This is a genomic window from Streptomyces sp. Ac-502 (assembly GCF_045222935.1).
GTDB classification, from domain to species: domain Bacteria; phylum Actinomycetota; class Actinomycetes; order Streptomycetales; family Streptomycetaceae; genus Streptomyces; species Streptomyces monomycini.
The window spans coordinates 2,660,508-2,683,715 of sequence record NZ_JBHFFO010000001.1; the positions used below are offsets into that span (position 1 = coordinate 2,660,508).

The 23,208-nt window shown below is 73.3% G+C and carries 19 protein-coding genes and 3 pseudogenes; 17 read left to right on the forward strand and 5 right to left on the reverse strand.

Going from position 1 to position 23,208, the window contains the following annotated elements:
• Positions 1 to 268: 268 nt before the first annotated feature.
• From ACEXOX_RS12015 to ACEXOX_RS12055, 9 genes are all read left to right on the forward strand, one after another.
• The gene (locus tag ACEXOX_RS12015; protein ID WP_406526309.1) at positions 269 to 1,126 is read left to right on the forward strand and encodes an MBL fold metallo-hydrolase; all 858 of its coding nucleotides are present in this window, start codon (positions 269 to 271) and stop codon (positions 1,124 to 1,126) included.
• A 101-nt stretch (positions 1,127 to 1,227) separates the two neighbouring features.
• Positions 1,228 to 1,884 carry a TetR/AcrR family transcriptional regulator gene (locus ACEXOX_RS12020; RefSeq protein WP_406520448.1) on the forward strand — a complete coding sequence of 219 codons (657 nt, stop codon included), beginning with the start codon at positions 1,228 to 1,230 and terminating at the stop codon, positions 1,882 to 1,884.
• Between the two features lie 32 nt (positions 1,885 to 1,916).
• Complete coding sequence (locus ACEXOX_RS12025; protein WP_030021419.1) at positions 1,917 to 2,681, forward strand: glucose 1-dehydrogenase; 765 nt, start codon at positions 1,917 to 1,919, stop codon at positions 2,679 to 2,681.
• 128 nt (positions 2,682 to 2,809) lie between these two features.
• Positions 2,810 to 3,343, forward strand: coding sequence for an NUDIX hydrolase (locus tag ACEXOX_RS12030; protein WP_406520450.1), 534 nt, complete (start codon positions 2,810 to 2,812; stop codon positions 3,341 to 3,343).
• 109 nt (positions 3,344 to 3,452) lie between these two features.
• The gene (locus ACEXOX_RS12035) at positions 3,453 to 3,863 is read left to right on the forward strand and encodes a YidH family protein (protein ID WP_406520452.1); all 411 of its coding nucleotides are present in this window, start codon (positions 3,453 to 3,455) and stop codon (positions 3,861 to 3,863) included.
• A gap of 3 nt (positions 3,864 to 3,866) precedes the next feature.
• The gene (locus ACEXOX_RS12040) at positions 3,867 to 4,205 is read left to right on the forward strand and encodes a DUF202 domain-containing protein (RefSeq protein WP_406520453.1); all 339 of its coding nucleotides are present in this window, start codon (positions 3,867 to 3,869) and stop codon (positions 4,203 to 4,205) included.
• 195 nt (positions 4,206 to 4,400) lie between these two features.
• Complete coding sequence (locus ACEXOX_RS12045; RefSeq protein WP_406520454.1) at positions 4,401 to 5,459, forward strand: phosphotransferase family protein; 1,059 nt, start codon at positions 4,401 to 4,403, stop codon at positions 5,457 to 5,459.
• A 9-nt stretch (positions 5,460 to 5,468) separates the two neighbouring features.
• Positions 5,469 to 6,683, forward strand: a complete 1,215-nt coding sequence (locus tag ACEXOX_RS12050) for an acyl-CoA dehydrogenase family protein (protein WP_406520456.1) — start codon at positions 5,469 to 5,471, stop codon at positions 6,681 to 6,683.
• 108 nt (positions 6,684 to 6,791) lie between these two features.
• A complete protein-coding gene (locus tag ACEXOX_RS12055; RefSeq protein ID WP_406520458.1) occupies positions 6,792 to 7,679 on the forward strand; it encodes a GNAT family N-acetyltransferase in 888 nt (295 codons plus the stop codon).
• A gap of 30 nt (positions 7,680 to 7,709) precedes the next feature.
• On the opposite strand, the gene ACEXOX_RS12060 is transcribed toward ACEXOX_RS12055, so the two are convergent.
• From ACEXOX_RS12060 to ACEXOX_RS12070, 3 genes are all read right to left on the reverse strand, one after another.
• On the reverse strand, positions 7,710 to 8,339 hold the full coding sequence (locus tag ACEXOX_RS12060; RefSeq protein WP_406526310.1) for a TetR/AcrR family transcriptional regulator: 630 nt from the start codon (positions 8,337 to 8,339) through the stop codon (positions 7,710 to 7,712).
• A gap of 82 nt (positions 8,340 to 8,421) precedes the next feature.
• Positions 8,422 to 10,077, reverse strand: coding sequence for a class I adenylate-forming enzyme family protein (locus ACEXOX_RS12065; protein ID WP_406526311.1), 1,656 nt, complete (start codon positions 10,075 to 10,077; stop codon positions 8,422 to 8,424).
• A gap of 77 nt (positions 10,078 to 10,154) precedes the next feature.
• Positions 10,155 to 10,949 (reverse strand): SDR family oxidoreductase, encoded by a 795-nt coding sequence (locus ACEXOX_RS12070; RefSeq protein ID WP_030021410.1) that lies wholly within the window; start codon positions 10,947 to 10,949, stop codon positions 10,155 to 10,157.
• Between the two features lie 251 nt (positions 10,950 to 11,200).
• Here ACEXOX_RS12070 and ACEXOX_RS12075 point away from each other — a divergent pair.
• From ACEXOX_RS12075 to ACEXOX_RS12110, 8 genes and pseudogenes are all read left to right on the forward strand, one after another.
• Positions 11,201 to 12,561, forward strand: a pseudogene (locus ACEXOX_RS12075) (exo-beta-N-acetylmuramidase NamZ domain-containing protein).
• Positions 12,562 to 12,671: 110 nt separating this feature from the next.
• Positions 12,672 to 13,685: a methyltransferase gene (locus ACEXOX_RS12080; protein WP_406520459.1), complete on the forward strand. Its 1,014-nt coding sequence runs from the start codon at positions 12,672 to 12,674 to the stop codon at positions 13,683 to 13,685.
• 156 nt (positions 13,686 to 13,841) lie between these two features.
• Positions 13,842 to 15,155: an MFS transporter gene (locus ACEXOX_RS12085; RefSeq protein WP_406526312.1), complete on the forward strand. Its 1,314-nt coding sequence runs from the start codon at positions 13,842 to 13,844 to the stop codon at positions 15,153 to 15,155.
• Between the two features lie 159 nt (positions 15,156 to 15,314).
• Positions 15,315 to 16,649 (forward strand): serine-threonine protein kinase, encoded by a 1,335-nt coding sequence (locus tag ACEXOX_RS12090; RefSeq protein WP_406520461.1) that lies wholly within the window; start codon positions 15,315 to 15,317, stop codon positions 16,647 to 16,649.
• A 508-nt stretch (positions 16,650 to 17,157) separates the two neighbouring features.
• Entirely contained in the window at positions 17,158 to 17,775 is a 618-nt protein-coding gene (locus ACEXOX_RS12095; protein WP_030023818.1) for a hypothetical protein, read from the forward strand.
• 90 nt (positions 17,776 to 17,865) lie between these two features.
• Positions 17,866 to 18,579: pseudogene (locus ACEXOX_RS12100) on the forward strand (3-keto-5-aminohexanoate cleavage protein); the annotation flags it as partial.
• Between the two features lie 253 nt (positions 18,580 to 18,832).
• Positions 18,833 to 20,221 carry an OFA family MFS transporter gene (locus tag ACEXOX_RS12105; RefSeq protein WP_406520463.1) on the forward strand — a complete coding sequence of 463 codons (1,389 nt, stop codon included), beginning with the start codon at positions 18,833 to 18,835 and terminating at the stop codon, positions 20,219 to 20,221.
• 187 nt (positions 20,222 to 20,408) lie between these two features.
• Complete coding sequence (locus ACEXOX_RS12110) at positions 20,409 to 21,851, forward strand: amidase (RefSeq protein ID WP_406520465.1); 1,443 nt, start codon at positions 20,409 to 20,411, stop codon at positions 21,849 to 21,851.
• 202 nt (positions 21,852 to 22,053) lie between these two features.
• On the opposite strand, the pseudogene soxR reads toward ACEXOX_RS12110, so the two are convergent.
• Positions 22,054 to 22,569 (reverse strand): annotated as a pseudogene (gene soxR / locus ACEXOX_RS12115) (redox-sensitive transcriptional activator SoxR); the annotation flags it as partial.
• Positions 22,570 to 22,704: 135 nt separating this feature from the next.
• A complete protein-coding gene (locus ACEXOX_RS12120; protein WP_406520467.1) occupies positions 22,705 to 23,166 on the reverse strand; it encodes a MaoC family dehydratase in 462 nt (153 codons plus the stop codon).
• Between the last annotated feature and the right edge of the window lie 42 nt (positions 23,167 to 23,208).

The window sequence follows — 23,208 nt, forward strand, 5'->3', positions numbered from 1 at the left end:
TCAAATTGGCATGCTCACCTCACGCAGTCGCACTCTGCGAGATACCCCTTGAACAGGAGAAACAAGACCTGGCACCCCTTCCCCTTCCGCGGCCCGGCGCGTTACCTCTTGCTGAGCACCCGCATCCGTACGCATCCCGTACAAGCCATCCCACGTCCGAAGAGTGAGGCATGCCGTGAACGATGCCCGACCCGTCCCGGAGGACACCCGGGACACCTACGACACCCGTGACACACTCGGCCCCCACCACACCCCCGACGCCTGGTACGTGGACGACCGCTGCACCAACTGCGACGTCGCCCGGCAGCTCGCCCCCGACCTGATCGTCGAGACCGGCGGCCGCTCCGAGGTCGTACGGCAGCCACACGGTGCGGCCGAGGAACGGCAGCTGTACGCCGCGGCGTTCGCGTGCCCCACCCGCTCGATCCGCCACCCCGCCCGCCGGCTCGACCCGGCCCAGGACCCGTACCCCCTGCGGCTCGGCGCCACCGACGTCCTGCTGTGCGGGCACAACTCCCCGCACACCGCCGGAGCCAACTCCTACCTCCTGCGCCGCCCCGGCGGCACGCTGATGATGGTGGACACGCCCCGCTGGAGCGAGCCGCTGGCCGCCCGGTACGAGGCCCTCGGGCCGGTCACCGACGTACTGCTCACCCACCGGGACCACGTGGCGCACGGCCGCCGCTACGCCGACCGTTTCGGGGCCCGGCTGTGGATCCACGAAGGGGACCTGGAGGCCGTGCCCGACGCGGATCACGTACTGCGCGGCACCCGGGCCACGGAGATCGCCGAAGGCGTGATCGCCCATCCGCTGCCCGGCCACACCGAGGGCAGCGTGCTCTACGTCGCCGACGAGCGGTACTGCTTCAGCGGGGACAGCTTCTACTGGTCGCGCACGACCGGCGACGTCGAGGTGGCGGACACCGTCACCTGGTACTCCATCGAAGCGCTGGCCGCCTCCCTGGCCCGTACCGTCGCCGGGCTGCGCTTCGAGTGGCTGCTGCCCGGCCACGGCGGACGCAAGCAGTTGCCCGCGGACGAGATGGCCGCCCGGATGCGAGGCTTGGCCGCTCGTGCGCGGGAGCTGCGGCCGCGGCCGGTCGACTTCACGGCGATGCGGTGGTGAGACGCGTCCCGGGCCCGAGAGCCGGCATCGCTCCTGACGCGGATCTCGACACGGGCCTGCGCGATCTCGACTCTAATAATGCCCAGCATTAAAGTGCCCGCATGGCACGTACGACGGCAGGGGCCGGGACCAGGGAGAGGCTGCTGCGCGCCGCGGAGGAACTGTTCGCGGCGCACGGGGTCGACGGCGCGCAGACGCGGGACATCGTCCGGCTGGCCGGACAGAGCAACCCGTCGGCCGTGCAGTACCACTTCGGTTCACGGGCCGGGCTGCTGGACGCGGTGCTGGCCGGGCGTCTGGCCCGTACGGAGGCCGTGCTCGCGCCCCGGCTGGCGGCCGTCGAAGCGCAGGCCGGCGCGGCGGGTCCCGGTCTGTCCGCGCTGGTCGGCGCGCTGGTCACCGCCGAGGCGAGCCTGCTGCGCGACGACCGGGGCCGCCGCTGTCTGCGCGTCTCCGCCCAGCTGACCCACGAGAGCGGCGTACGGACCCGTACGCCGCACCCGACGCTGGACGGCACCGCGACCTGGCGGCTGATCGGACTCGCGGAGTCGGCGCTCGCCGCGGCGGGCCTGCCCGAGGCGCTGCGGCTGGAACGGATCGAGCTGGCGCTGACGCTGATCGGCGCGGCACTGGCCGACCGGGCCCGCCAGTACCTGGACGGCGTCCGGCCGCTGACGTACGAGGAGGCGTTCCTCGCCGACCTCGTCGGCACCACGGCGGCGTTCCTGCTGGCCCCTGCCCCTGTCCCGTACCCGTGAGACCACCCCACCCCCGAAGCAAGGAGCCGGCCATGCCCGACCTGCACGGCAAGAACATCATCGTCACCGGCGGCGCGCGCGGTCTGGGCGCGGCCGCCGCCGAGCAGGCGGTCGCGGCCGGCGCCCACGTCGTCCTCACCGACATCCTGGAGGACGAGGGCCGGGCCACGGCCGAACGGCTCGGCGAGCGCGCCCGGTTCCTCGCGCACGACGTGACGTCGGAGGACGACTGGCAGCGGGCGGCGGACTTCACGGCCGAGACGTTCGGCGGCATCGACGGCCTGGTCAACAACGCGGGCATAGCCACCGGCCAGCCGCTGGACTCGATCTCCGTCGACTTCTTCCGCAAGGTCCTGGACGTGAATCTCACCGGCGTCTTCATCGGCATGAAGACGGTGATTCCGGCGATGCGCGAGCGCGGCGCCGGGTCGATCGTGAACATCTCCTCGGCGGCGGGCCTCATGGGCCTGGCCCTGACCGGCGGTTACGGCGCCTCCAAGTGGGGCGTGCGCGGCCTGACGAAGATCGGCGCGGTCGAGCTGGGCACGGCGCGGATCCGGGTGAACTCGGTACACCCCGGCATGACCCACACCCCCATGACCGCCCAGGCCGGCATCGAGACGGGCGAGGGCAAGTACCCCAACACGCCGATGGGGCGGGTCGGCGAGGCCGAGGAGATCGCGGGGGCGGTGGTCTTCCTGCTGTCCGACGCGGCGTCCTACGTCACCGGGGCCGAACTGGCGGTGGACGGCGGCTGGACCTCCGGCCCGACCGTGCGCTACGTCATGGGGCAGTGACACAGGAGGCGTGACGCGGGGAGGGCGGGACGCAGGAGGCGCTATGCGGCGAGCGTGACGCGGGCGGCGGTGACACGCGCCGCGGGGCCCGTGCCACACCGGCGCCGGCGGGCTGATTGCATGGAGTCATGGACGGACAACAGCAACTGAGCGCGGACGAGATCGTCGACGTCGTCAGCGAGAGCGACGAGGTCGTGGGACAGGCCCGGCGGGGCGACGCCTACGCCCATCGGCTGCGGACGCGCTGCGCGTTCGTCCTCGCCCGCGACGCCGAGGACCGGATCTTCGTGCACCGCCGCACCGCGCGGAAGCTGGTCTTCCCCGCGCACTACGACATGTTCGTCGGCGGCGTGGTCGGCGCGGGCGAGACGTACGACGGGACCGCGCTGCGCGAGGCGGAGGAGGAACTGGGCGTGACCGGTCTGCCGCGGCCGGTCCCGCTGTTCAAGTTCCTGTACGAGACGCCCGAGCACACCTGGTGGTCGACGGTCTACGAGGTGCGCTGCACGCTGCCCGTGAAGCCGCAGGAGTCCGAGGTGGACTGGCACGCCTTCCTCACCGAGGAGGAGCTGACGCGGCGTCTGCCGGAGTGGGAGTGGACGCCGGACGGCATGTCCGCCTGGCAGCGGCTGCTGGAACGGCGGGCCGAGCGGAAGCGGTAGCGCCGGTGACCGCACGGGAACGGCAGCCCCGGCGGCCGGCGCGGGGAGGGCGGCCGCCGGACGGCCCGGGCACGGGCCCGCCCGACGGTCACCACGTAGGGTTCTGGCCATGATCCTCACCGACAGACTGCGGTCGATCGGCGCGGGCGTACGGCTGTGGTTCATGCCGGCGCGCGTCCGCGAGGAGGGCACGACGCCCGACTACCGCTTCTCCCTCGCCAACGAACGGACCTTCCTGGCCTGGCTGCGGACCGGGCTGGCCCTGGTGGGCGGCGGCTTCGCGGTGGACCAGTTCCTGCCCCGGCTGCACGACGTGCTGCGGGTGACGTTCACGGTGGTCCTGCTGGTGGGCGGCGCGCTGTGCGCGGTGCGGGCGGTCAACCACTGGGTGCGCTGCGAGCGGGCGATGCGCCGCGGCGAGGACCTGCCCGCGTCCCGCTTCCCGGCCGTACTGGCGGTCGCGGTCGGCCTGCTGGCGGCCGCGATGGTCGTCCTCGTCGTCATCGGCTGGACGCGCTGACCGATGGCCGGTTCCTTGCCACGGGAGCAGCCGCGCCCGGCCCGCGACCCCGGGCTCCAGCCAGAACGCACCCGCCTCGCCTGGCGGCGCACCACCCTGTCCTGCACGCTGGTCGCGATCCTCGCGGGGCGGCAGGTGGTGCAGCAGCACGGCCCCGGGCCCGTGGTGGTCGTCGCGGGGGCGCTGGTACTGCTGGTGTGGGTCGCGTTCCTGGCGGCGGCGCACCTGCGAATGCGGGCGATGTGCGCGGGCCGGCCGCCGGTCCTGTCCACCCGTACGGCACTGGCCCTGGCCGGCAGCGTCTGTGCACTGGCGGTGCTGGGGGCGGCGATCCTCCTCTGAGGGCGTCCTCCTCTGAGGGCCGTCGTCCTTGAGGGCCATTCTTCCGAGGGCGATCTTCCTCCGAGGGCCGACCAGCCCTTTCCGGCCAGGTGACCCACACCCCATACTCGCCCTCTGGACGCCATACCGACTAGTCGGCATGATCGTACCGGCCGTCCGTCCGGAGCGGCCGTCCCTTCCGTACGGAGGAGCACGATGAGCAACGGCACCCCTCCCCCGCGTTCCGCACCCCCGGGTCTGGACTTGGAGCGGCTGCGGGCCCACCTGGACCGGGAACTGCCCGGCGCGGTACGGGGCCCGCTGGATGCCGAGCTGATCGAGGGCGGCCGGTCCAACCTCACCTACCGGGTCACCGACGGCACCGGCCAGTGGGTCGTCCGCCGCCCGCCGCTCGGTCACGTCCTGGCCACCGCGCACGACATGCGGCGCGAGTTCCGGGTGATCAGCGCGCTGCACGCGACGGCGGTGCCGGTGCCCGAGGCGCTGCTGCTGTGCGAGGACGAGGAGGTCCTCGGGGCGCCGTTCTACGTGATGGAGCTGGTCGAGGGCGTGCCGTACCGCACGGCGGAACAGCTCGCCGGGCTGGGCCCGGAGCGGACCCGCGGTGTGGTGCTGTCCCTCGTCGACACGCTGGTGGCGCTGCACGCCGTGGACCCGGCGGCGGTCGGCCTGGCGGACTTCGGCCGGCCGGACGGCTTCCTGGAGCGGCAGTTGCGCCGCTGGGGCAAGCAGCTGGCGGCGTCGAAGAACCGCGAGCTGCCGGGCATCGACGCGCTGCACGAGGCGCTGGGCGCGGCGCTGCCCGCCTCCCCCGCGGCCGCCGTCGTGCACGGTGACTACCGGCTGGACAACGTGCTGGTCGGCGCCGACGACCGGATCACGGCCGTACTGGACTGGGAGATGTCCACCCTTGGCGACCCGCTGACCGATCTCGGACTGCTGGTGATGTACAGCGAGCAGGAGGACGTGCCCGGCTCCCCGATCGCCACGACGCGCGGCGCGCCCGGCCATCCGGAGGCGGCCGAGCTGATCGAGCGGTACGCGGCCGGGTCCGGCCGGGACGTGTCCGGCATCGCCTGGTACACGGCGTTCGCGTACTTCAAGCTCGCCGTGATCCTCGAAGGCATCCACTACCGCTTCACCCTCGGGCAGACCGTCGGCGCGGGCTTCGACCGGATCGGCGAGCTGGTGCCGGTCTTCATCGACCGCGGCCTGGCCACCCTCCACACCCTGACGACCGCCAAGGAAGGCTGAGGCACGCTGATGGACTTCGCATTCGACGCCCGCACCGAAGAGCTGCGGGGCAGGCTGCTGGCCTTCATGGACGAGCACGTGTACCCGGCCGAGGCGGTCGCCGACGAGCAGCGGGCGGCCCTCGCCTCGCCGTGGGACACCCCGGCGGTGGTGGAGGAGCTCAAGGCCGAGGCGCGCAAGCAGGGCCTGTGGAACCTGTTCCTGCCGGACGAGGAGTACGGCGCCGGGCTGACGAACCTCCAGTACGCGCCACTGGCCGAGATCACCGGCCGTAGCCCGCAACTGGCGCCGACCGCGCTGAACTGCGCGGCACCGGACACCGGCAACATGGAGGTGCTGGCGCAGTTCGGCTCCGAGGAGCAGAAGAAGCAGTGGCTGCGGCCGCTGCTGGCGGGCGAAATCCGGTCGGCGTTCGCGATGACCGAGCCGGACGTGGCCTCCTCGGACGCCACGAACATCGAGACCCGCATCGACGGGGACGGCGAGAGCTACGTCATCAATGGCCGCAAGTGGTACATCTCCGGCGCGATGAACCCGCTGTGCCAGATCTTCATCGTGATGGGCAAGACCGACCCGGACGGCGCCGACCCGCGCCGCCAGCAGTCGATGGTGCTGGTCCCGCGCGACACCCCCGGCCTCGAAGTCCGCCGCGCCATGCAGGTGTACGGCTACGAGGACCACTACCACGGCGGCCACGCCGAGGTGGTCTTCCATGACGTGCGCGTGCCGGCCGCGAACCTGATCGGCGAGGAGGGCGGCGGCTTCGCCATCGCCCAGGCCCGCCTCGGCCCCGGCCGCATCCACCACTGCATGCGGCTGATCGGGATGGCCGAGCGCGCCATCGAGCTGATGTGCCGCCGCGCGGTGTCCCGTGAGGCGTTCGGCAAGCCGCTGGCGCAGCAGGGCGTCGTGCAGGGGTGGATCGCGGACGCGCGGGTGGCCGTCGAACAGCTGCGGCTGCTGGTGCTGAAGACCGCGTGGCTGATGGACACCGTCGGCAACAAGGGCGCGCACACGGAGATCCAGGCCATCAAGATCGCCACGCCGCGTACGGTCGTGGACATCCTCGACCAGGCGGTGCAGCTGCACGGCGCGGGCGGCGTCAGCCAGGACTTCCCGCTGGCGGAGCTGTGGGCGGCGGCCCGGACACTGCGGCTCGCGGACGGCCCGGACGAGGTGCACCAGCGGTCGCTGGCGCGCCGGGAGCTGAAGCGCTACAGGTGACACGGCGGCGTACGGCCCCGTGCCCGTGCCCCCGCTCTGCCCCTGCCCCTGCCCCTGCCCCTTCCCCTGCTCTTGCCCCGCCCCGTTTTCCCTGACTAAGGTCAGGGAATGGACGCGGGACAGCTCAGCCAGGTACGGCGGTTCAACCGCACGGTCACCGAGCGCGTGGGCGTGCTCCACGACCACTACCTCGGCCTCGACCGGCCCATCGGCGAGGCCCGGCTGCTCTGGGAGATCGGCGGGCAGGGGCAGGACGTACGGTGGCTGCGCGAGCGCCTGGGGCTCGACTCCGGTTACCTGAGCCGGCTGCTGCGCTCCCTGGAGGCCGACGGCCTGGTGACGGTGGAACCGCAGCCCGAGGACCGGCGGGTACGCACCGTCCGGCTCACCGAGGCGGGCCGCGCGGAGCACGCCGTGCTCGACGGCCGCAGCGACGAGCTGGCCGGTTCCCTGCTGGCACCGCTCAACGACGCCCAGCGCGCCCGGCTGGTGGCCGCCATGGCCGAGGTCGACCGGCTGCTGACCGCCACGACGGTGACGCTGGACGTCGTCGACCCGGACCACCCGGACGCCCGGCACTGCCTGCGGTCCTACTTCACCGAGATGCGGGAACGGTTCGAGACGGGCTTCGACCCCACCCGGAGCCTGCTGCCCGACGCGGGCGAACTGCGCGCGCCCAAGGGCCTGTTCCTGGTGGCCCGGCTGCACGGCGAGCCCGTCGCCTGCGCGGGCCTGAAGCTGCCGGACGGCTCCGCCGAGATCAAACGCATGTGGGTGGCCCCGCACGCCCGGCGGCTCGGCCTCGGCCGCCGGCTGCTGGCCGGCCTGGAGGCGCGGGCCGTCGAGCACGGCCGCGGCGTCCTCCGCCTGGACACCAACAAGGTGCTCGGCGACGCGATCGCCCTGTACCGCTCGTACGGCTTCGCAGAGGTCGGGGCGTTCAACGACGAGCCGTACGCCCATCACTGGTTCGAGAAGCGGATCGGCGGGGCCTGAGGACTCCCTGGCCCCCGCCCGACATCCCTCTCACGGCCGCAGGGCCCGCAACAGCAGGTCCGCGAGGTGGTCGGCGACCTGCTGCGGGGCGAGCGGGCCGTCCTCGCGGTACCAGGTGCCGAGGTGGTGCACCGACCCGAAGTGGTAGTCCACGACCAGGTCGGCCGGGGTGGCGCTGCTGAACACCCCGGCGCGCTGGCCCTCTTCGACCAGCGCGCGGAACCGCTCGTGGTAGCGCCGCCGCTCGGCCCGTACCTGCTTGTCCTTCTCGGGCGCCAGATGGTGCATCGAGCGGAAGAAGATCTTCGTGTCGTCGAGGTTCTCGATGGTGGTGACCACCACGTCCGCCGCCGCGTCCCGCAGCCGCTGCTCCACCGGCGCGTCGGCGCAGGCGAAGCGGTCCAGCCGCTCCTGCTGGAGCCGCAGCACCCGCCCGTACACCTCGTGCAGCAGGTCGTCCTTGGAGCCGAAGTAGTGGTAAAGGGCGCCCTTGGTCACGCCGGCGGCCTCGACGATCTCCTGTACGGAGGTGCGGTCGTAGCCCCGCTCGGCGAAGAGCCGGGTGGCGGTGGCCAGCAGCCGCTGCGCCACGGGTTTACCGCTCCCGCCGTCCTTCGTGCCGGCCATCGCCCTCACCTGTCCCTCGTGCATCTCGTGCATCTCGTGCGTCATGCGTTGCGTACTTCATACGTTGCGTGCGTCGTATCGCTGCCTGCCGCCTGCCGCGGGCGGCGGGCAGTGATCAGCCACGCCCGCGCAGTTCCCGCCTGAGGATCTTGCCACTGGTGGTCTTCGGCAGCTCGGGCAGGATCTCCACCTGCCGCGGACACTTGTACGCGGCCAGCCGCTCCCGGCAGTAACCGGCCAGCTCGGCGGGCTCGGCCCGCTGCCCCGGCCGCAGGCTCACATACGCTTTCACCGACTCGCCCCGGTAGGCGTCCGGCACGCCGACCACCGCCGCCTCGCGCACCGCGGGATGGCCGTACAGCACGTCCTCGACCTCCCGCGGCCACACCTTGAACCCGGACGCGTTGATCATGTCCTTCTTGCGGTCGACGACGTACAGCCAGCCGTCCGCATCCATGAAGCCGATGTCGCCGGTGCGCAGTTCACCGTCCGGCAGGGTCTCGGCGGTGGCGTCCGGGCGGCGCCAGTAGCCGGGTACCACCTGGGGGCCGCGCACCGCGATCTCGCCCTGCTCGCCGAACGGCACGGCCCGCCCCTGGCCGTCGATGATCCGTACGACCGTGTCGGGGCCCGGCACGCCGACGGCGAGCGTCCCGGAGGACGGGTCCACGGGCGCCTCGCGGCCGGGCGGGACGCTGGCGCACGGCGCGGTGCACTCGGTCAGCCCGTAGCCGTTGTGCAGATACGGGCCGAAGGCCGCCCGGAACTTCTCCACCAGCGCGGGCGGCAGCGGCGCGCCGCCCGAGGAGAGCGAGGAGAACGACGCGAAGTGCTCGCGGGTGACGCCGGGCTGTGCCGCCAGCGCCATGTAGGCGGTGGACGGGCCGACGGTGTAGGCGGGCCGGTGCTCCAGGAAGGCGTCGAGGACGACGCCGGGCTCGAAGCGGTAGGCGAGGGCGAGGGTTCCGGCGTTGGCGAGGCAGGCGGCCAGTTCGCAGACCATGCCGGTGATGTGGAACAGCGGCGCCAGCGCGAAGTACGTCGCGCCGTCGGGCAGCGCCAGGCCGGTGCGCTGCCGCTCGGCGTTGTAGGCGATGTTGCCGTGGGTGTTGGTGGCGCCCTTGGGGGTGCCGCTGGTGCCGGAGGTGTAGCTGATGAGGGCGGTGTCCGTGGTGTCCGGCAGCGTCACGCCGGGCGGCTTGCCCTCGTACGCGCGGGCCGCGGCCAGCAGGTCGTCGGCGCCCTCGCGCGGCCCGAGCCGCTCGCCGCGCAGCACGCGCGCGTCGTCGCGCGTCTGGAGGTCCAGTTCGCAGGCGGTCAGGGCGATCCGTACGGAGAGGGCCGCGGCGGCGGTCGCGCGGAGGAAGGCGTCCCAGGTGCGGTCGGCGCAGATCAGCGCGGTGACCTCGGCGTCGGTGAGGACGTGCGTCATCTCGGCCGACTTGTACATGGGGTTGACGGGGACGACGATGCCGCCCGCCTTCCAGACGCCGAGCAGCGCGAGCACGAAGTGCGGCGTGTTCTGGAGCATGATCGCGGCACGGTCACCGGGCCGGAAGCCACGGGCCGCCAGGTGCCCGGCCACGCCGTCACTGAGCGCGTCGGCCTCGGCGTACGACAGCCGCCCGTCGAAGTAGGCGAGGGCCGTGCGGTCCGGGGCGCGGCGGACGGCGTCCCGGAAGGCGTGCAGGGCGGAGGGGTGCGGGTCGACGGGAGCGCGCTGGGCGTCGGTGAGCTGCGCCAGCCAGGGCTTGTCCTCGTAGGTGGACATCGGGAGCCTGTCCTCGGAGGCGGTCGTCCGGGCCTTGTCCTCGTGGGTGGCCATCGGGGTCCCGTCCTCGTGGGTGGTCATCGGGGCGTCACCTCGGCTTCCGGCGTACGGCTCCCGGCCTGCTCCAGCTTTCGCTGGAGGTGGTTCATCCCGCCCAGCCACCGCTCGGTGTCGGCCGCCCGCACGGTGTAGTACTCGCCGACCTCCGGATGCGGCAGCACCAGGAACCGTTCCTCCGCCATGGCCGCGAAGAGCGCGTCGGCGACGGCGGCCGGCTCGATCGCCGTCGGCGTCAGCACCAGGTCCCCGGCCGCGCCGGTGCCCGCGAGCATGTCGGTGCGCACCCCCTGCGGACAGATGGCGTGCACCGCTATCCCCCGGTGCCGGTACGTCAGCGACAGCCACTCCGCGAAGGCGTACGCGCCGTGCTTGGTGACGCTGTACGGGGCCGCGCCGACCATGGTGAGCAGGCCCGCCGCCGACACGGTGGACACGAACCGGCCCGTGCCGCGCTCCAGCCACTCGGGCAGCAGCGCGCGGGCGGCCCGTACGTGCGCCATGACGTTGACGTCCCAGGCCAGTTCCCAGTCGGCGTCCGGCGCCTCGGGTCCGCCGCCGGTGCCGACCCCGGCGTTGGCGCAGAAGATGTCGACGGTCCCGCCGAGCGCCGCCCGGGCCGCCGGTACGACGTCGGAGGCGTCCCCGGGGACCGCGACGGCGCCGAGTTCCCGGGCGGTCCGCTCCGCCTTCGCCGCGTCCAGGTCGTTGACCGCCACCCGCGCGCCCTCGGCTGCGAAGCGGCGGGCCAGCGCGGCCCCGATGCCACCGCCCGCCCCGGTCACCACGACTGTCTTGTCCCGTACGGCTTCCACCTGCGGTCTCCCTCGGTCGGCCCCTGACTCGACTGCCAGGCAGACTAACCAGTCGGTATGCCGGAGCGGAAGGGCGCGGACCCGCGGCGGACGGGCACCGGCGCACCGTGGGCCGGACGCGGCAGCCGCGCGCGGCACGCCGTCCGGCGCGTTCCCCCGCGGGCTTCCGGGCATTAGCGTGCGCACGACACGGCTCACGACTCAGCTCACGAGACGGCTCACGAGACCGCTCCGACGGCGGAGGTGGACGCATGACCCTGTCCAGACGGAATCTGCTGGCCGCGACGGCGGTCACGAGCGTGACGGGCGCGACGGCGATGACGGGCGAGGCGAGGGCGGCGGACACGGCACACGGCTCCACGGGCACCGGAGCGACCGGAGCCGGACCGACAGGGGCCGGACCGACAGGGGCCGCGGCGTACGGCTCCCACCATCCCCGCCCCCGCACCCGTACCGGCTTCGACCGCCTCGCCGCCGACGGCTACACCCTCCTGTCCGGCCGCCGGGTCGGCGTCGTCACCAACCCCACCGGCGTCACCCCGGACGTACGCCACATCGTGGACGTGATGCACGCAGACGAGCGGGTGAACCTGACCGCCGTCTTCGGCCCCGAGCACGGCTTCCGCGGCACGGCCCAGGCCGGCGGCTCGGAGGGCAGCTACAAGGACCCGGCGACCGGGCTGCCGGTCCACGACACGTACGGCAAGAGCGGCCGCGCGCTGGCCGACGTCTTCACGCGGTCCGGCGTGGACACGGTCGTCTTCGACATCCAGGATGTCGGCGCGCGCTTCTACACCTACATCTGGACGCTGTACGACTGCATGGTCGCCGCCGTCCTCGCGGACAAACGTCTCGTCGTCCTCGACCGCCCCAACCCGGTGACCGGCCGCGCCGCGACGGGCCCCGTACTGGACCCCGCCCTGGCGTCCGGAGTCGGCCGCGAACCGATCGCCCTCGCCCACGGCATGACCGTGGCCGAACTCGCCCTCCTGTTCAACGCCGAGTTCCTGCCCCGCGCCGCGGGCCGCCCGGCCGACCTGGAAACCGTCCTCATGACAGGCTGGCGCCGCCCGCACTTCTTCGACGCCACGGGCCTGCCCTGGGTCCCGCCCAGCCCCAACATGCCCACCCCCGACACCGCCCTCGTCTACGCGGGCACCTGCCTCTTCGAAGGCACCAACCTCTCCGAGGGCCGCGGCACCACCCGCCCCTTCGAACTGCTCGGCGCCGACGGCATCGACCGCCGCTGGGCCGCCGCCGTCACCCAGCTGGCCACCGACACCGGCCTCCCCGGCGTCCACTTCCGGGAGGCGTACTTCGCCCCCACCTTCTCCAAGTTCCAGGGCAGGACCATCGGCGGCGTCCAGCTCCACGTCCACGACCGCGAAGCCTTCGACCCGGTCCGTACCGGCATCGCCCTCCTGATCACCGCCCGACGCGTCTGGCCCGGCTTCGCCTGGCGCCCGGACCACTGGATCGACAAGCTCACCGGCACCCCCGCGTACGCACGATGATCGACGCGGGCGCGGGCGTGGCCGAGGTGGCCGCGGCCTGGCAGGACGGCCTGGCACGCTTCCGGCGGGTGCGCCGCGGGTATCTCCGCTACCGGTGACGCCCTCAGAGACACGGGCGACGCAATCTGCCCTGGTGACGCCCGTGACGTACCGCCATGGTGGAAACCCCGGAATCCCCGACCGCCGCTCGTGGAAGGACCGCGCCCCGATGGCCACCACGCCGCACTCCCCCGCCGTCCAGCTCACCGAACACGCCCTGGCCTACCTCCACTCCGCCGCACTGCGGGCCGCGGCCCTCCTCGGCGTCGCCGACCACCTCGCCGACGGCCCCCGCACCGCCGGGGAACTCGCCACCGCCACCGGAACCGACGCCGCCCACCTGCGCCGCGCGCTGCGCCTCCTCGCCACCCGCGACGTGTTCCGCGAGGGCCCCGACGGCACCTTCCACCTCACCCCCGCGGCCGAATCCCTCCGCTCCGACGCCCCGTCCTCCATGCGGGACGCCGTCATCATGCTCACCGACGAGCCGTTCTGGCGCCCGGCCGGACAGCTCGCGGACACCGTCCGGGCCGGCCGCACCGTCTTCGAGGAGATATTCGGCGCACCGTACTTCGGCCACCTGGAACGCGTACCGGAAGCGGGCACCGTCTTCGACACCGGCATGGCCGGCCTCGCCGAGAGCGAGAACGACCCGGTCGCCGCCGCCTACGACTTCCCCGCCACCGGCACGGTCGTGGACATCGGCGGCGGACGCGGCGGCCTGCTGCGCCAGGTCCTGCTCCGCAACCCGGGCCTGACCGGCATCCTCCACGACCAGGAAGCCGTCCTCCGCCACCACACCTTGGACCGCCCCGAGCTCACCGGCCGCTGGCAGACCCACACCGGCGACTTCTTCACCGCCGTCCCGCCCGGCGCCGACGTCTACCTCCTCAAGCGCATCCTCCACGACTGGCACGACGACGACTGCCTCCGCATCCTGCGCACCTGCCGCACCGCCATGACCCGCCCCGGCAGCCGCCTCCTGATCGTCGACGCGGTCCTCCCCCAGGGCAACGCCGCCCATCCCGGCAAGACCATGGACGTCCTGATGATGACCTCCCTCAACGGCCGCGAACGCGACGAACCCGCCTTCCACCACCTGCTCACCACCGCCGGCTTCGCACCGGCCCGCACGCTGCCCACGGAGTCGACGCTTTCGATCGTGGAGGCGGTGGCGGGGTGAAGGGCCGGGGGAAGCCCCACATCACCTCCCCCTCGTCTCACACATCAAGACAGTCCATCCCACCTATTGACTGCCCCGCCAACCCGCGTGACAGTGCGCCTCGTGCACAGTGACGCGACATCAGCAGCCGTTCCGGCGGACGGGAATCCGGACGTGGTGGACACGCCCCCGAGCGAGGGCGCCGCGGCGTCCGGGGCTGCCACCAGCCCGGAGAGTCTCCGGCGGGTGGCCGTGGCCTCGTTCATCGGGACGGCCATCGAGTTCTACGACTTCTACATCTACGGGACGGCCGCCGCGCTCGTCCTCAACCAGGCGTTCTTTCCGACGCTCGACCCGGTCAACGCCACCCTCGCGTCGTTCTCCACCTACGCGGTGGCGTTCGCGGCGCGGCCGATCGGGTCGGTGGTGTTCGGGCACTTCGGGGACCGGGTGGGGCGGAAGTCGGTGCTGGTGGCCTCGTTGCTGCTGATGGGGCTGTCGACGGCGTTGGTCGGGCTGCTGCCGGGGTACGGGACGCTCGGAACATGGGCGCCGTTGCTGCTGATCCTGCTGCGGTTCCTCCAGGGGATCGGGCTCGGCGGTGAGTGGGGCGGGGCCGCGCTGCTGGCCGTGGAGCACGCGCCGAAGCAGCGGCGCGGGCTGTACGCGGCGTTCCCGCAGGTCGGGCCCTCGGTCGGGTTCTTCGCGGCGACCGGGGTGTTCTGGTTGCTGTCGGCGGTGCTGGACGACGGCGCGTTCCGGTCGTGGGGCTGGCGGGTGCCGTTCCTGTTGTCGTTCCTGCTGGTCGGGGTGGGGCTGTTCGTAAGGCTGAAGATCAGCGAGACGCCGGTGTTCGCGAAGGTGATGGACGCGCACGAGGCCAGCCGGGCGCCCGTGCTGGACGTCGTGCGCCGGCATCCGCGCGAGCTGCTGCTCGGCGCGGGCGGCATGATCATCGCGTACGGGCTGTTCTACACGGCGACGACGTACTGCCTGGCGTACGCCACCGGCACGCTCGGCGTCTCCCGCAACACCATGCTCGGCCTCTCCCTCGTCGCCTGCCTCTTCCTGGCGGCCGGCACCTGGCTCGCCGCCACCCGCTCGGACGGCGCCGGGCGGCGCAAGCTGGTCCTCATCGGGACGGTGCTCTCGGCGGTCTGGGGGCTGATCCTCTTTCCGCTGCTGGACACCGGGCAGCCGGTGCTGATCGCGGCGGCGATCGGCGGCGCGCTGTTCTGCATGGGTGTGGTGTACGGGCCGATGGGCGCGTACCTGCCGGAGCTGTTCGGTACGACCGTGCGGTATTCGGGCGCCTCACTGGCGTACAACCTGGGCGGGGTGCTGGGCGGCGCGGTCTCGCCGCTGGTCGCGACCCGGCTGCAGGCGGCCTTCGGGTCGGCTTCGGTGGGGTGGTACGTGACGGCGATGGCGGTGGTGTCGCTGGTGTGCGTGCTGGCGCTGCCGGAGACGCGGGAGCGGGAGCTGGGCTGAGGGGGCGCGGCCCGCGCCGGGCGCCGACTGCCGCGAACGGGCCATGCGTGGCGTATGGCCGGATCCGCCCGCCCGCAGGACGATGCGCTGCACACCGCGGCGCGGCTTCGCGAACTCCGGCCCGGCAGCGTGGCCCGGCGCGCCGCTCAGGGGGTCGTCATGACGGATGCAGCGAGCGGTTCCGGCGCAGCGGCGGCCGGGAACATCGGCGTACAGCCGTACTGGGAGCTGACGTTCGACGCCGACGGCGATCCGGACGCCGGGCAGCGGGACCGGCTGGTGGCCGGGGTGGCGCAGCAGCGCGTCACCGACCTGCTGGTGTTCGCGCACGGCTGGAACAACGACCGGTCGATGGCCACGCGCCTGTACGGGCGCTTCTTCGGCCCGTTCCCCGGTATGGCGGGGAACGGGGTACGGCTCGGCTACACGGGCGTGATCTGGCCCGCGATGCGCTTCACGGACGAGCCGATTCCGGACTTCGACCCGGCGGTGGCGCCGGGACCGTCCGCAGCCGCCGAATCTCCCGGTACGGCCGGGCCGCCGCTGCTGGACGACGCGTCACTGCGCGCGCTGGCGCGCGTCTTCCCCGGCCGGGAGCTGACGTTGCGGCGCCTCCAGGAGCTGCTCGCCGAGCAGCCGGCGGCCCGCTCCGCCTTCGACGAGTTCGCGCGCCTCGGACGCGAACTGGTGACGGTGCGCGAGAACAGCCCGGCGCAGCGGCTGGCCGAGGACACGGGAGCCGGCACGCCCGCGATGCTCACCGACGACCCGATGGCGGTGTGCGAGATCTTCACGGCGGCGCTGGAGAAGTGCGGCCACCAGGAGCTGTTCGGTGACGGGCTGAAGCGGCTGTGGAACGGGGCCAAGGAGTTCCTGCGGCAGACGGCCTACTACGCCATGAAGCGGCGCGCGGGCGTGGTGGGCCAGCTGGGGCTGGGCCCGGCGCTCGGCAAGCTGGTCAAGGGCGCGCCGGGTATCCGGATCCATCTGATCGGGCACAGTTTCGGTGCCCGCCTGGTGGCGTACGGGCTGCGCGGCATGCCGCCCGGCGTGACCGGGGTGAAGTCCATGACCCTGCTGCAAGGGGCCTTCTCCCACTACGCGTTCGCCGCCCGGCTGCCGCACGACCCGGACCGCGGCGGGGCGCTGCAGGGGGTGCAGCAGCGGGTGGACGGCCCGGTGGTGGCCTGCTACTCCCGGCACGACTCGGCGCTGAGCATGCTGTACCCGCTGGCCTCCCGGCTCTCCGGCGACTCAGCGAGCTTCCAGGGGCTGTTCGACCGGTGGGGCGCGGTCGGCCACGACGGCATCCAGGCCGTGGACGGCGCCCGGCGGCTGCGGCTGGGCGCCGCGGTGCCCGGTGAGGGATGCGTGAGCATCGACGCGTCCTCGGTGGTGCGCGACGGTTCGCCGCCCGTCGGCGCGCACAGCGACGTCTGCCACGGGGAACTGGCGCACGTGGTTCTCACCGCCGGGCGGGTGGTGACGAAGTAGAAGTAGGCGGGAGGGCCGGAGGGCGGGAGGGGGAGCCGTTCGTGGTGCCGTGCGCGGAACCGTTCGTGCTGCCATCAGTGGTGCCGTCAGCGGAACGGTCCGGTCGGTTCCGGTCACGTACCCCGCCGTCCGTTTCCGCCCGGTAGCGAGCGGCTCCGGTCCGTACTGGACCGTATCGGACCGGAAGAAGCCAAGTCGGCCGCGGGACGGATCGACCGGCCGTGGTGTGGGTACCAGCAGTCACCGGCGCATCTCTCGTACGGGCTGCCGGTAGCGCGCCGCGGCCGGAAGGCGGACGACCTTAACTTTCTCAAATCCCCACAGATGTACGGTGGATGATGCACACGAGGCGCGCCGAGCGCCGCGGGGGCATCGGGAGCGAGTGGCGCTTCCGGTGCGGCGCGAGTGTCGCCACCACGTATCCGCAAGACAGTTCGATGGATCCGGCGGGCGGTCCGCTACGTCCATTCCCTGTCCAGTCGGGTCCTCCCCACGGAGGTGGGATGAATTGGCCGGTTTCAGAGCTCTCGCAGAACAGGTGCGCAACCCCCGTCTCGTCGCCACGCAGCGGCGTACGGCCTTGCGCAAGTGCCTGGAACGCTTCGCCCCGTACGGGCATCGCGCGACCTGGCACCATCTGTGCACCAGGGCGGGCATCGCGACCGAGGACCGCGAACCCGACCCGGCGCGCCTGATGGCCGCACTGGAGGAACTGGAGGAGGCCCGCGCCGTCTGGCTCGGGTACGAGAAGGAGTTCGCGGCCCGTCGGCGCCGCGAGAAGCACGACGGCATCCGGCAGCCCAGCGCGCTCGACGACTGGCACCGGCGCACCTGGGGCGGCTGTGACATCGTGCCGTGCGAGGCGCCCGACCGGCATCCGGCGGCGCCGCTGGCCGCGGTGCTGCGCAGCATGATCCGGGCGATGGAGTCGGGCACGCCGCGGTCCGGCTGTCCGGTGTGCGGTACGCGGCGCTTCGTGTGGCGTACGGACCTCGAACGTTTCCCGGTGGCCGGGCCGGTCTGCCAGGAGTGCGGGATCGTGGCGCCGCTCTCGGTGCTGACCCGTGAGGCGCTGGCGGAGGCGCGGGAGTCCTCACGCGTGCGGCGGCTGTACGTGGCGGCCTGAACCGGGCGGGCCGGGGAAGGACGCGGGGCGCCCGCCGCGCGACGCCGTCCGTTGTCAGACCCTGCTGTCATGCTCGTGGGCATGGTGCAGGTGGTGCAGGTATGTCTCAACGGCTCCCGGGACGCCGTCGGTTCCGGGGTGGTGCCGAGGGTCCCGGCGGAGCTGGCCGATGCCGCGGGGAAGGCGGTCGCGGCCGGCGCCCGGGACATCCACGTCCACCCCAGGTCGCCGTGCGGACGGGAGTCCCTGGCGTCCGGTGTGCTGACGCCGGTGCTGGAGGCGGTGCGGGCCGTGGTGGACGTGCCGGTGGGAGTCACCACCGGCGCGTGGGCCGAGCCGGACCCGGAGCGCCGGGTGGCCTGTGTGCGGGCCTGGCCGGTGCTGCCCGACCACGCCTCGGTGAACTGGCACGAGCCGGGGGCCGAGGCGGTCGCCGCCGCGCTGCTGGAGCGCGGCGTCGGCGTCGAGGCGGGCATCTGGTCGGGTACGGACGGCGCGGAGCGCTTCGCGGCCTCGCCGCTGGGGCCGCGGGTGCTGCGGGTGCTGGCCGAGGTCATGGACCCGTGTGCCGGTTCGGCGCGCAAAACGGCGCGCGGCCTGCTGCGCGCGCTGGACGCGTACGGTGCGCACGGCCGTCCGGTGCTGCTGCACGGCGAGGAGGGCGGGGCCTGGCCGGTGCTGCGGCTCGCCGGGGAGCTGGGCCTGGCCACCCGGATCGGCGTCGAGGACACCTTGTTGCTGCCGGACGGGTCGCCCGCCGCTTCCAACGCGGAGCTGGTGCGGGCGGCGCTGCGGGAGTTGGCGCCGGGACCGTCGGAACGCGGTACGGCGACCGGGAGCGGTGGCAGCGTGCGCGGCGAAGAGGGCGGCCGGCTTCCCGGTGGGGACGGCGCACCCCTCAACGACCACAGCGCACCTCCCGGTGGGAACGGTGCACCCTGCGGTGGGAGCGGCGTACCTCCTGGTGGGAACGGCGCACCCCGCGGTGGCCGCGACGCACCCCGCGGTGGCCGTGGCGCCCTTCCCCGGGGTAGGTGAACGATGTACGTTCCGCGTCATGCGCGCGCCCGCCCGTTCCCGTACCGTCGCGCCGCCGGGGTGGAGCCGCTGGCTCGTGCCGCCCGCGGCGCTGACCATCCATCTCGCCATCGGCCAGGTCTATGCCTGGAGCGTGTTCAAGCCGCCCTTGGAGTCCTCGCTCGGGCTGTCCGGCACGGCCTCCGCGCTGCCCTTCCAGCTGGCCATCGTGATGCTGGGGCTGTCCGCCGCGTTCGGCGGCACCCTCGTCGAGCGCAACGGCCCGCGCTGGGCGATGTCCGTCTCGGCCGTCTGCTTCTCCTCGGGTTTCCTGGTGGCGGCGCTCGGCGCGGCCACCCGGCAGTACTGGCTCGTCGTCCTCGGTTACGGCTTCATCGGCGGCATCGGCCTGGGCATCGGGTACATCTCTCCCGTCTCGACACTCCTGAAGTGGTTCCCCGACCGGCCCGGCACGGCCACCGGCATCGCCATCATGGGCTTCGGGGGCGGCGCCCTGATCGCTTCTCCGTGGTCCGCCGGGCTGCTGGACGCCCTGGGCCGGGACTCCTCCGGCATCGCCCGGACGTTCCTGGTCATGGGGCTGGCGTACGCCGTCTTCATGACGCTCGGCGTGCTGCTGGTACGGGTTCCGCCCGCCGGGCCGGACGCCCCCGGCGCGGGCCGGGCGGCCCCCGCGCCCCGCCCGCTGGTCACCACCGCGCAGGTCTCGGCCCGTAACGCCGTACGGACTCCGCAGTTCTGGTGTCTGTGGGTGGTGCTGTGCACGAATGTCACGGCGGGGATCGGCATCCTGGAGAAGGCCGCGCCGATGGTCTCCGACTTCTTCGCCCGCGGCTCCGCGCCGGTGAGCGCGTCGGCCGCCGCGGGCTTCGTCGGGCTGCTCTCGCTCGCCAACATGCTCGGCCGGATCGTCTGGTCCGCCACCTCGGATCTGGCGGGCCGCAAGCACGTCTACCGCCTCTACCTGGGCGTGGGCGCGCTGATGTATCTGCTGATCGCGCTGGCCGGGGACTCCTCCACACCGCTGTTCCTCGCGTGTGCGGCGGTCATCCTGTCGTTCTACGGCGGCGGGTTCGCCACCGTACCGGCCTATCTGCGGGACCTGTTCGGCACGTACCAGGTGGGGGCGATCCACGGCCGGCTGCTCACCGCCTGGTCCACCGCGGGCGTCCTGGGGCCGCTGATCGTCAACGCCGTCGCCGACGCGCGCCGCGCCTCCGGGCACACCGGTTCCGACCTCTACACGACGTCCTTCTTCGTCATGATCGGTCTGCTCGTCGTCGGGTTCGCCGCCAACGAGCTGGTACGACCCGTGCATCCCCGGCACCACGAACCGCCGTCCGCCGGGCCGCGATCCGCGAAACCCGCACCGACCGCGCCCGCCGCCCCGAAGGAAGACGCTCCGTGACCGCCCGTCGCACCGCCCTGCTCGTCCTGGCCTGGCTGTGGGTCGGCCTGCCGTTCGGATACGGCCTTTACGAACTGGCCCTGAAACTGAGACAACTCTTCACGGGATGAGATCGCGCACGACATCCACCGGACCGGAGTCCCTCCGGTCCCGGCCTGACCACCGGCACACGCGAAGGCGGACGTCCATGGCAGAACTGCACGACCTGACCGCTCTGGAGCAGGCCGCGGGGGTGCGGACCGGCGAACTGTCCCCCGTCGAGATCACCGAGCACTACCTCGCCCGCGCCGAGAAACTGGACGCCGCACTCGGCGCGTTCCTCACCCGCACCCCCGACATCGCGCGCAAGCAGGCGGCGGCCGCGGAGGCCGAGGCCACCGCCGCACGCCGCGAGGGCCGGGCGCTGCCACCGCTGCACGGCGTGCCCGTACCGGTCAAGGACCTGAACCAGGTCGCCGGTGTGCGCTGCACGATGGGGTCGCGGACGCTGGCCGGCAACGTGGCGCAGGTGGACGACCATGTGGTCACCAAGCTGCGCCAGGCAGGCACGATCCTGCTCGGCAAGACCAACACCCCGGAGTTCGGTCTGCCCTGCTACACGGAGAACCTCCTCGCGCCGCCCGCCCGCACCCCGTGGGACCTGGAGCGTTCGGCGGGCGGTTCGAGCGGCGGCGCCGCCGCCGCGGTGGCCGGCGGGCTGGCCCCCGTGGCGCACGGCAGCGACGGCGGCGGCTCCATCCGCATCCCCGCCTCGGTCTGCGGGCTGTACGGGATCAAACCGAGCCGCGGCCTGATCAGTTCCGGGCCGCTGCTCCACGACGTGACGGGCGTGGGCACCTCGGGACCGCTCGCCCGTACGGTCGCGGACGCCGCCGCGCTGCTGGACGCGATGGCCGGCCCGATGCCCGGCGCCCCGTACGCGGCCCTCGCGCTGCCGCCGGGCGAGACGTACACCGCGTACGCCGGACGCGACCCGGGACGGCTGCGCATCGGCTGGCTGACCGACGCGCCCTTCCCCGGTACCGAGGTGCACCCGGACTGCCGGGCCGCCGTCGCGGAGACGGCCGCGCTCCTGGCGGACCTCGGCCACGACGTCGACGCGCTGACGCTGCCCGCCGACGACAGCTCCCGGCACGCCTTCACCCGCGTCTGGTCGGTGATCGCCGCCGGCCGCCCGGTGCCGGCGCAGGACGAGGCGGACCTGATGCCGCTGACCCGCTACCTGCGGGCGCGCGGCGCGGAGGTCCCGGCGGTCGAGTACGCGCGTGCGCTGTACGCGTTCCGGATGCTGGGGCAGCTGATCGCCGACCACGTGATGCCGCGGGACGGCGGTTTCGACGTGGTGCTGACCCCGACGGTCGCCCAGCCGCCGCCGCGCGTCGGCGCGCTGCGCAACGACGCTGACCCGCAGGCCGAGTTCGCCGCCGTCGGCGCCTTCACCCCGTACACCCCGCTGTACAACGCCACCGGTCAGCCCGCGGTGAGCATCCCGCTGCACTGGAACGCGGCGGGTCTGCCGATCGGTGTCATGCTCGGCGGGCGGTACGGAGAGGACGCGACGCTCGTCGCGCTGTCCGCGCAGTTGGAGGAGGCCCGGCCGTGGGCGGGGCGCAAGCCCGGGGTGTGGTGATCCGGGGCGCGGGGGCCCGGGGGCCCGAGGTGCGGTGCTCCGGGGTGCGGCGGCCCCGAGTGCGGCGGCCCCGGATGTGGTGAGCGTCAGCGGCGCGCGCAGCGGTTCTCGTCCCGCGCGTCGGCCTCACCGGCCGTACCGGAGCCTTGCGTTCCACTCTCCCGGCCGCTGCCCCGGCGCCCCTCCCGCCCGCCAGCCCCACTGGTCCCACCGGCCCCACCGTTCCCGGACGCGCCACCGCGCGCCCGGGTCGGCCCGCCGCCCGGTCCACCCGCAGCCGCCGCGCACCCGGGCCCTGCTCGCCGAGTTCGTCGTACGGGTTCGACAGCGCGCAGTTCTGCAGGGACAGGCAGCCGCAGCCGATGCAGTCGGTCAGCCGGTCGCGCAGCTCGACGAGCTGGGTGATGCGCTCCTCCAGCTCCTCGCGCCAGACCTCGGAGAGCCGGGCCCAGTCGTCCCGGTTGGGCGTGCGTTCGTCGGGCAGCTCGGCGAGCGCGTCGCGGATGACGGCGAGCGGGATGCCGACCCGCTGGGCGGCGCGCACGAAGGCGACCCGGCGCAGCGCGTCGCGGGTGTAGCGGCGCTGGTTGCCCGCGGTCCGGGTGCTGCTGATCAGTCCCTTGGACTCGTAGAAGTGCAGGGCGGAGACCGCCGCGCCGCTACGCGCGGAGAGCTGGCCGACCGTGAGCTCGTGGACCTTGTAAGGAAGCTGGGGCACGGGACAACCCTAACCGTGGGCAGGCCCGGTGGGCCGGGGGGACGTCCCGGCCACGGGCGGCGCCGGCGCCCGGCCGGCGGCAGCGCGGCCACCCGGCCACCCGGCCACCCGGCCACCCGGCCACCCGGCCCAGGGTCACAGGTAGAAGCGGCTGAGCGTCTCCGCGACGCAGACCGGCTTCTCGCCGCCCTCGCGCTCGACGGTCACCGTCGTCGCGAGCTGCACGCCGCCGGACACCTCCGTCACGCCCGCGATACGGGCCGTCGCCCGCACCCGCGAGCCGACCGGGACGGGGGCGGGGAAACGGACCTTGTCGACGCCGTAGTTGATGCCCATCTTGACGTTGTCGACCCGCAGCAGCTGCGGTACCAGGGCGGGCAGCAGCGCCAGTGTGAGGTAACCGTGCGCGATGGTGGTGCCGAACGGCCCGGACGCGGCCCGCTCCGGGTCGACGTGGATCCACTGGTGGTCGCCGGTGGCGTCGGCGAACAGATCGATCCGCTTCTGGTCGATCTCCAGCCAGTCACTGGTGCCGAGGTCCTCGCCGACCGCGTTCCGCAGTGCGTCGAGCGATCCGAACACCCGGGGCTCTGCCATGTCCGTATGCCTCCTCAGGCTCCGCAGACGCGGGCCGTGCCA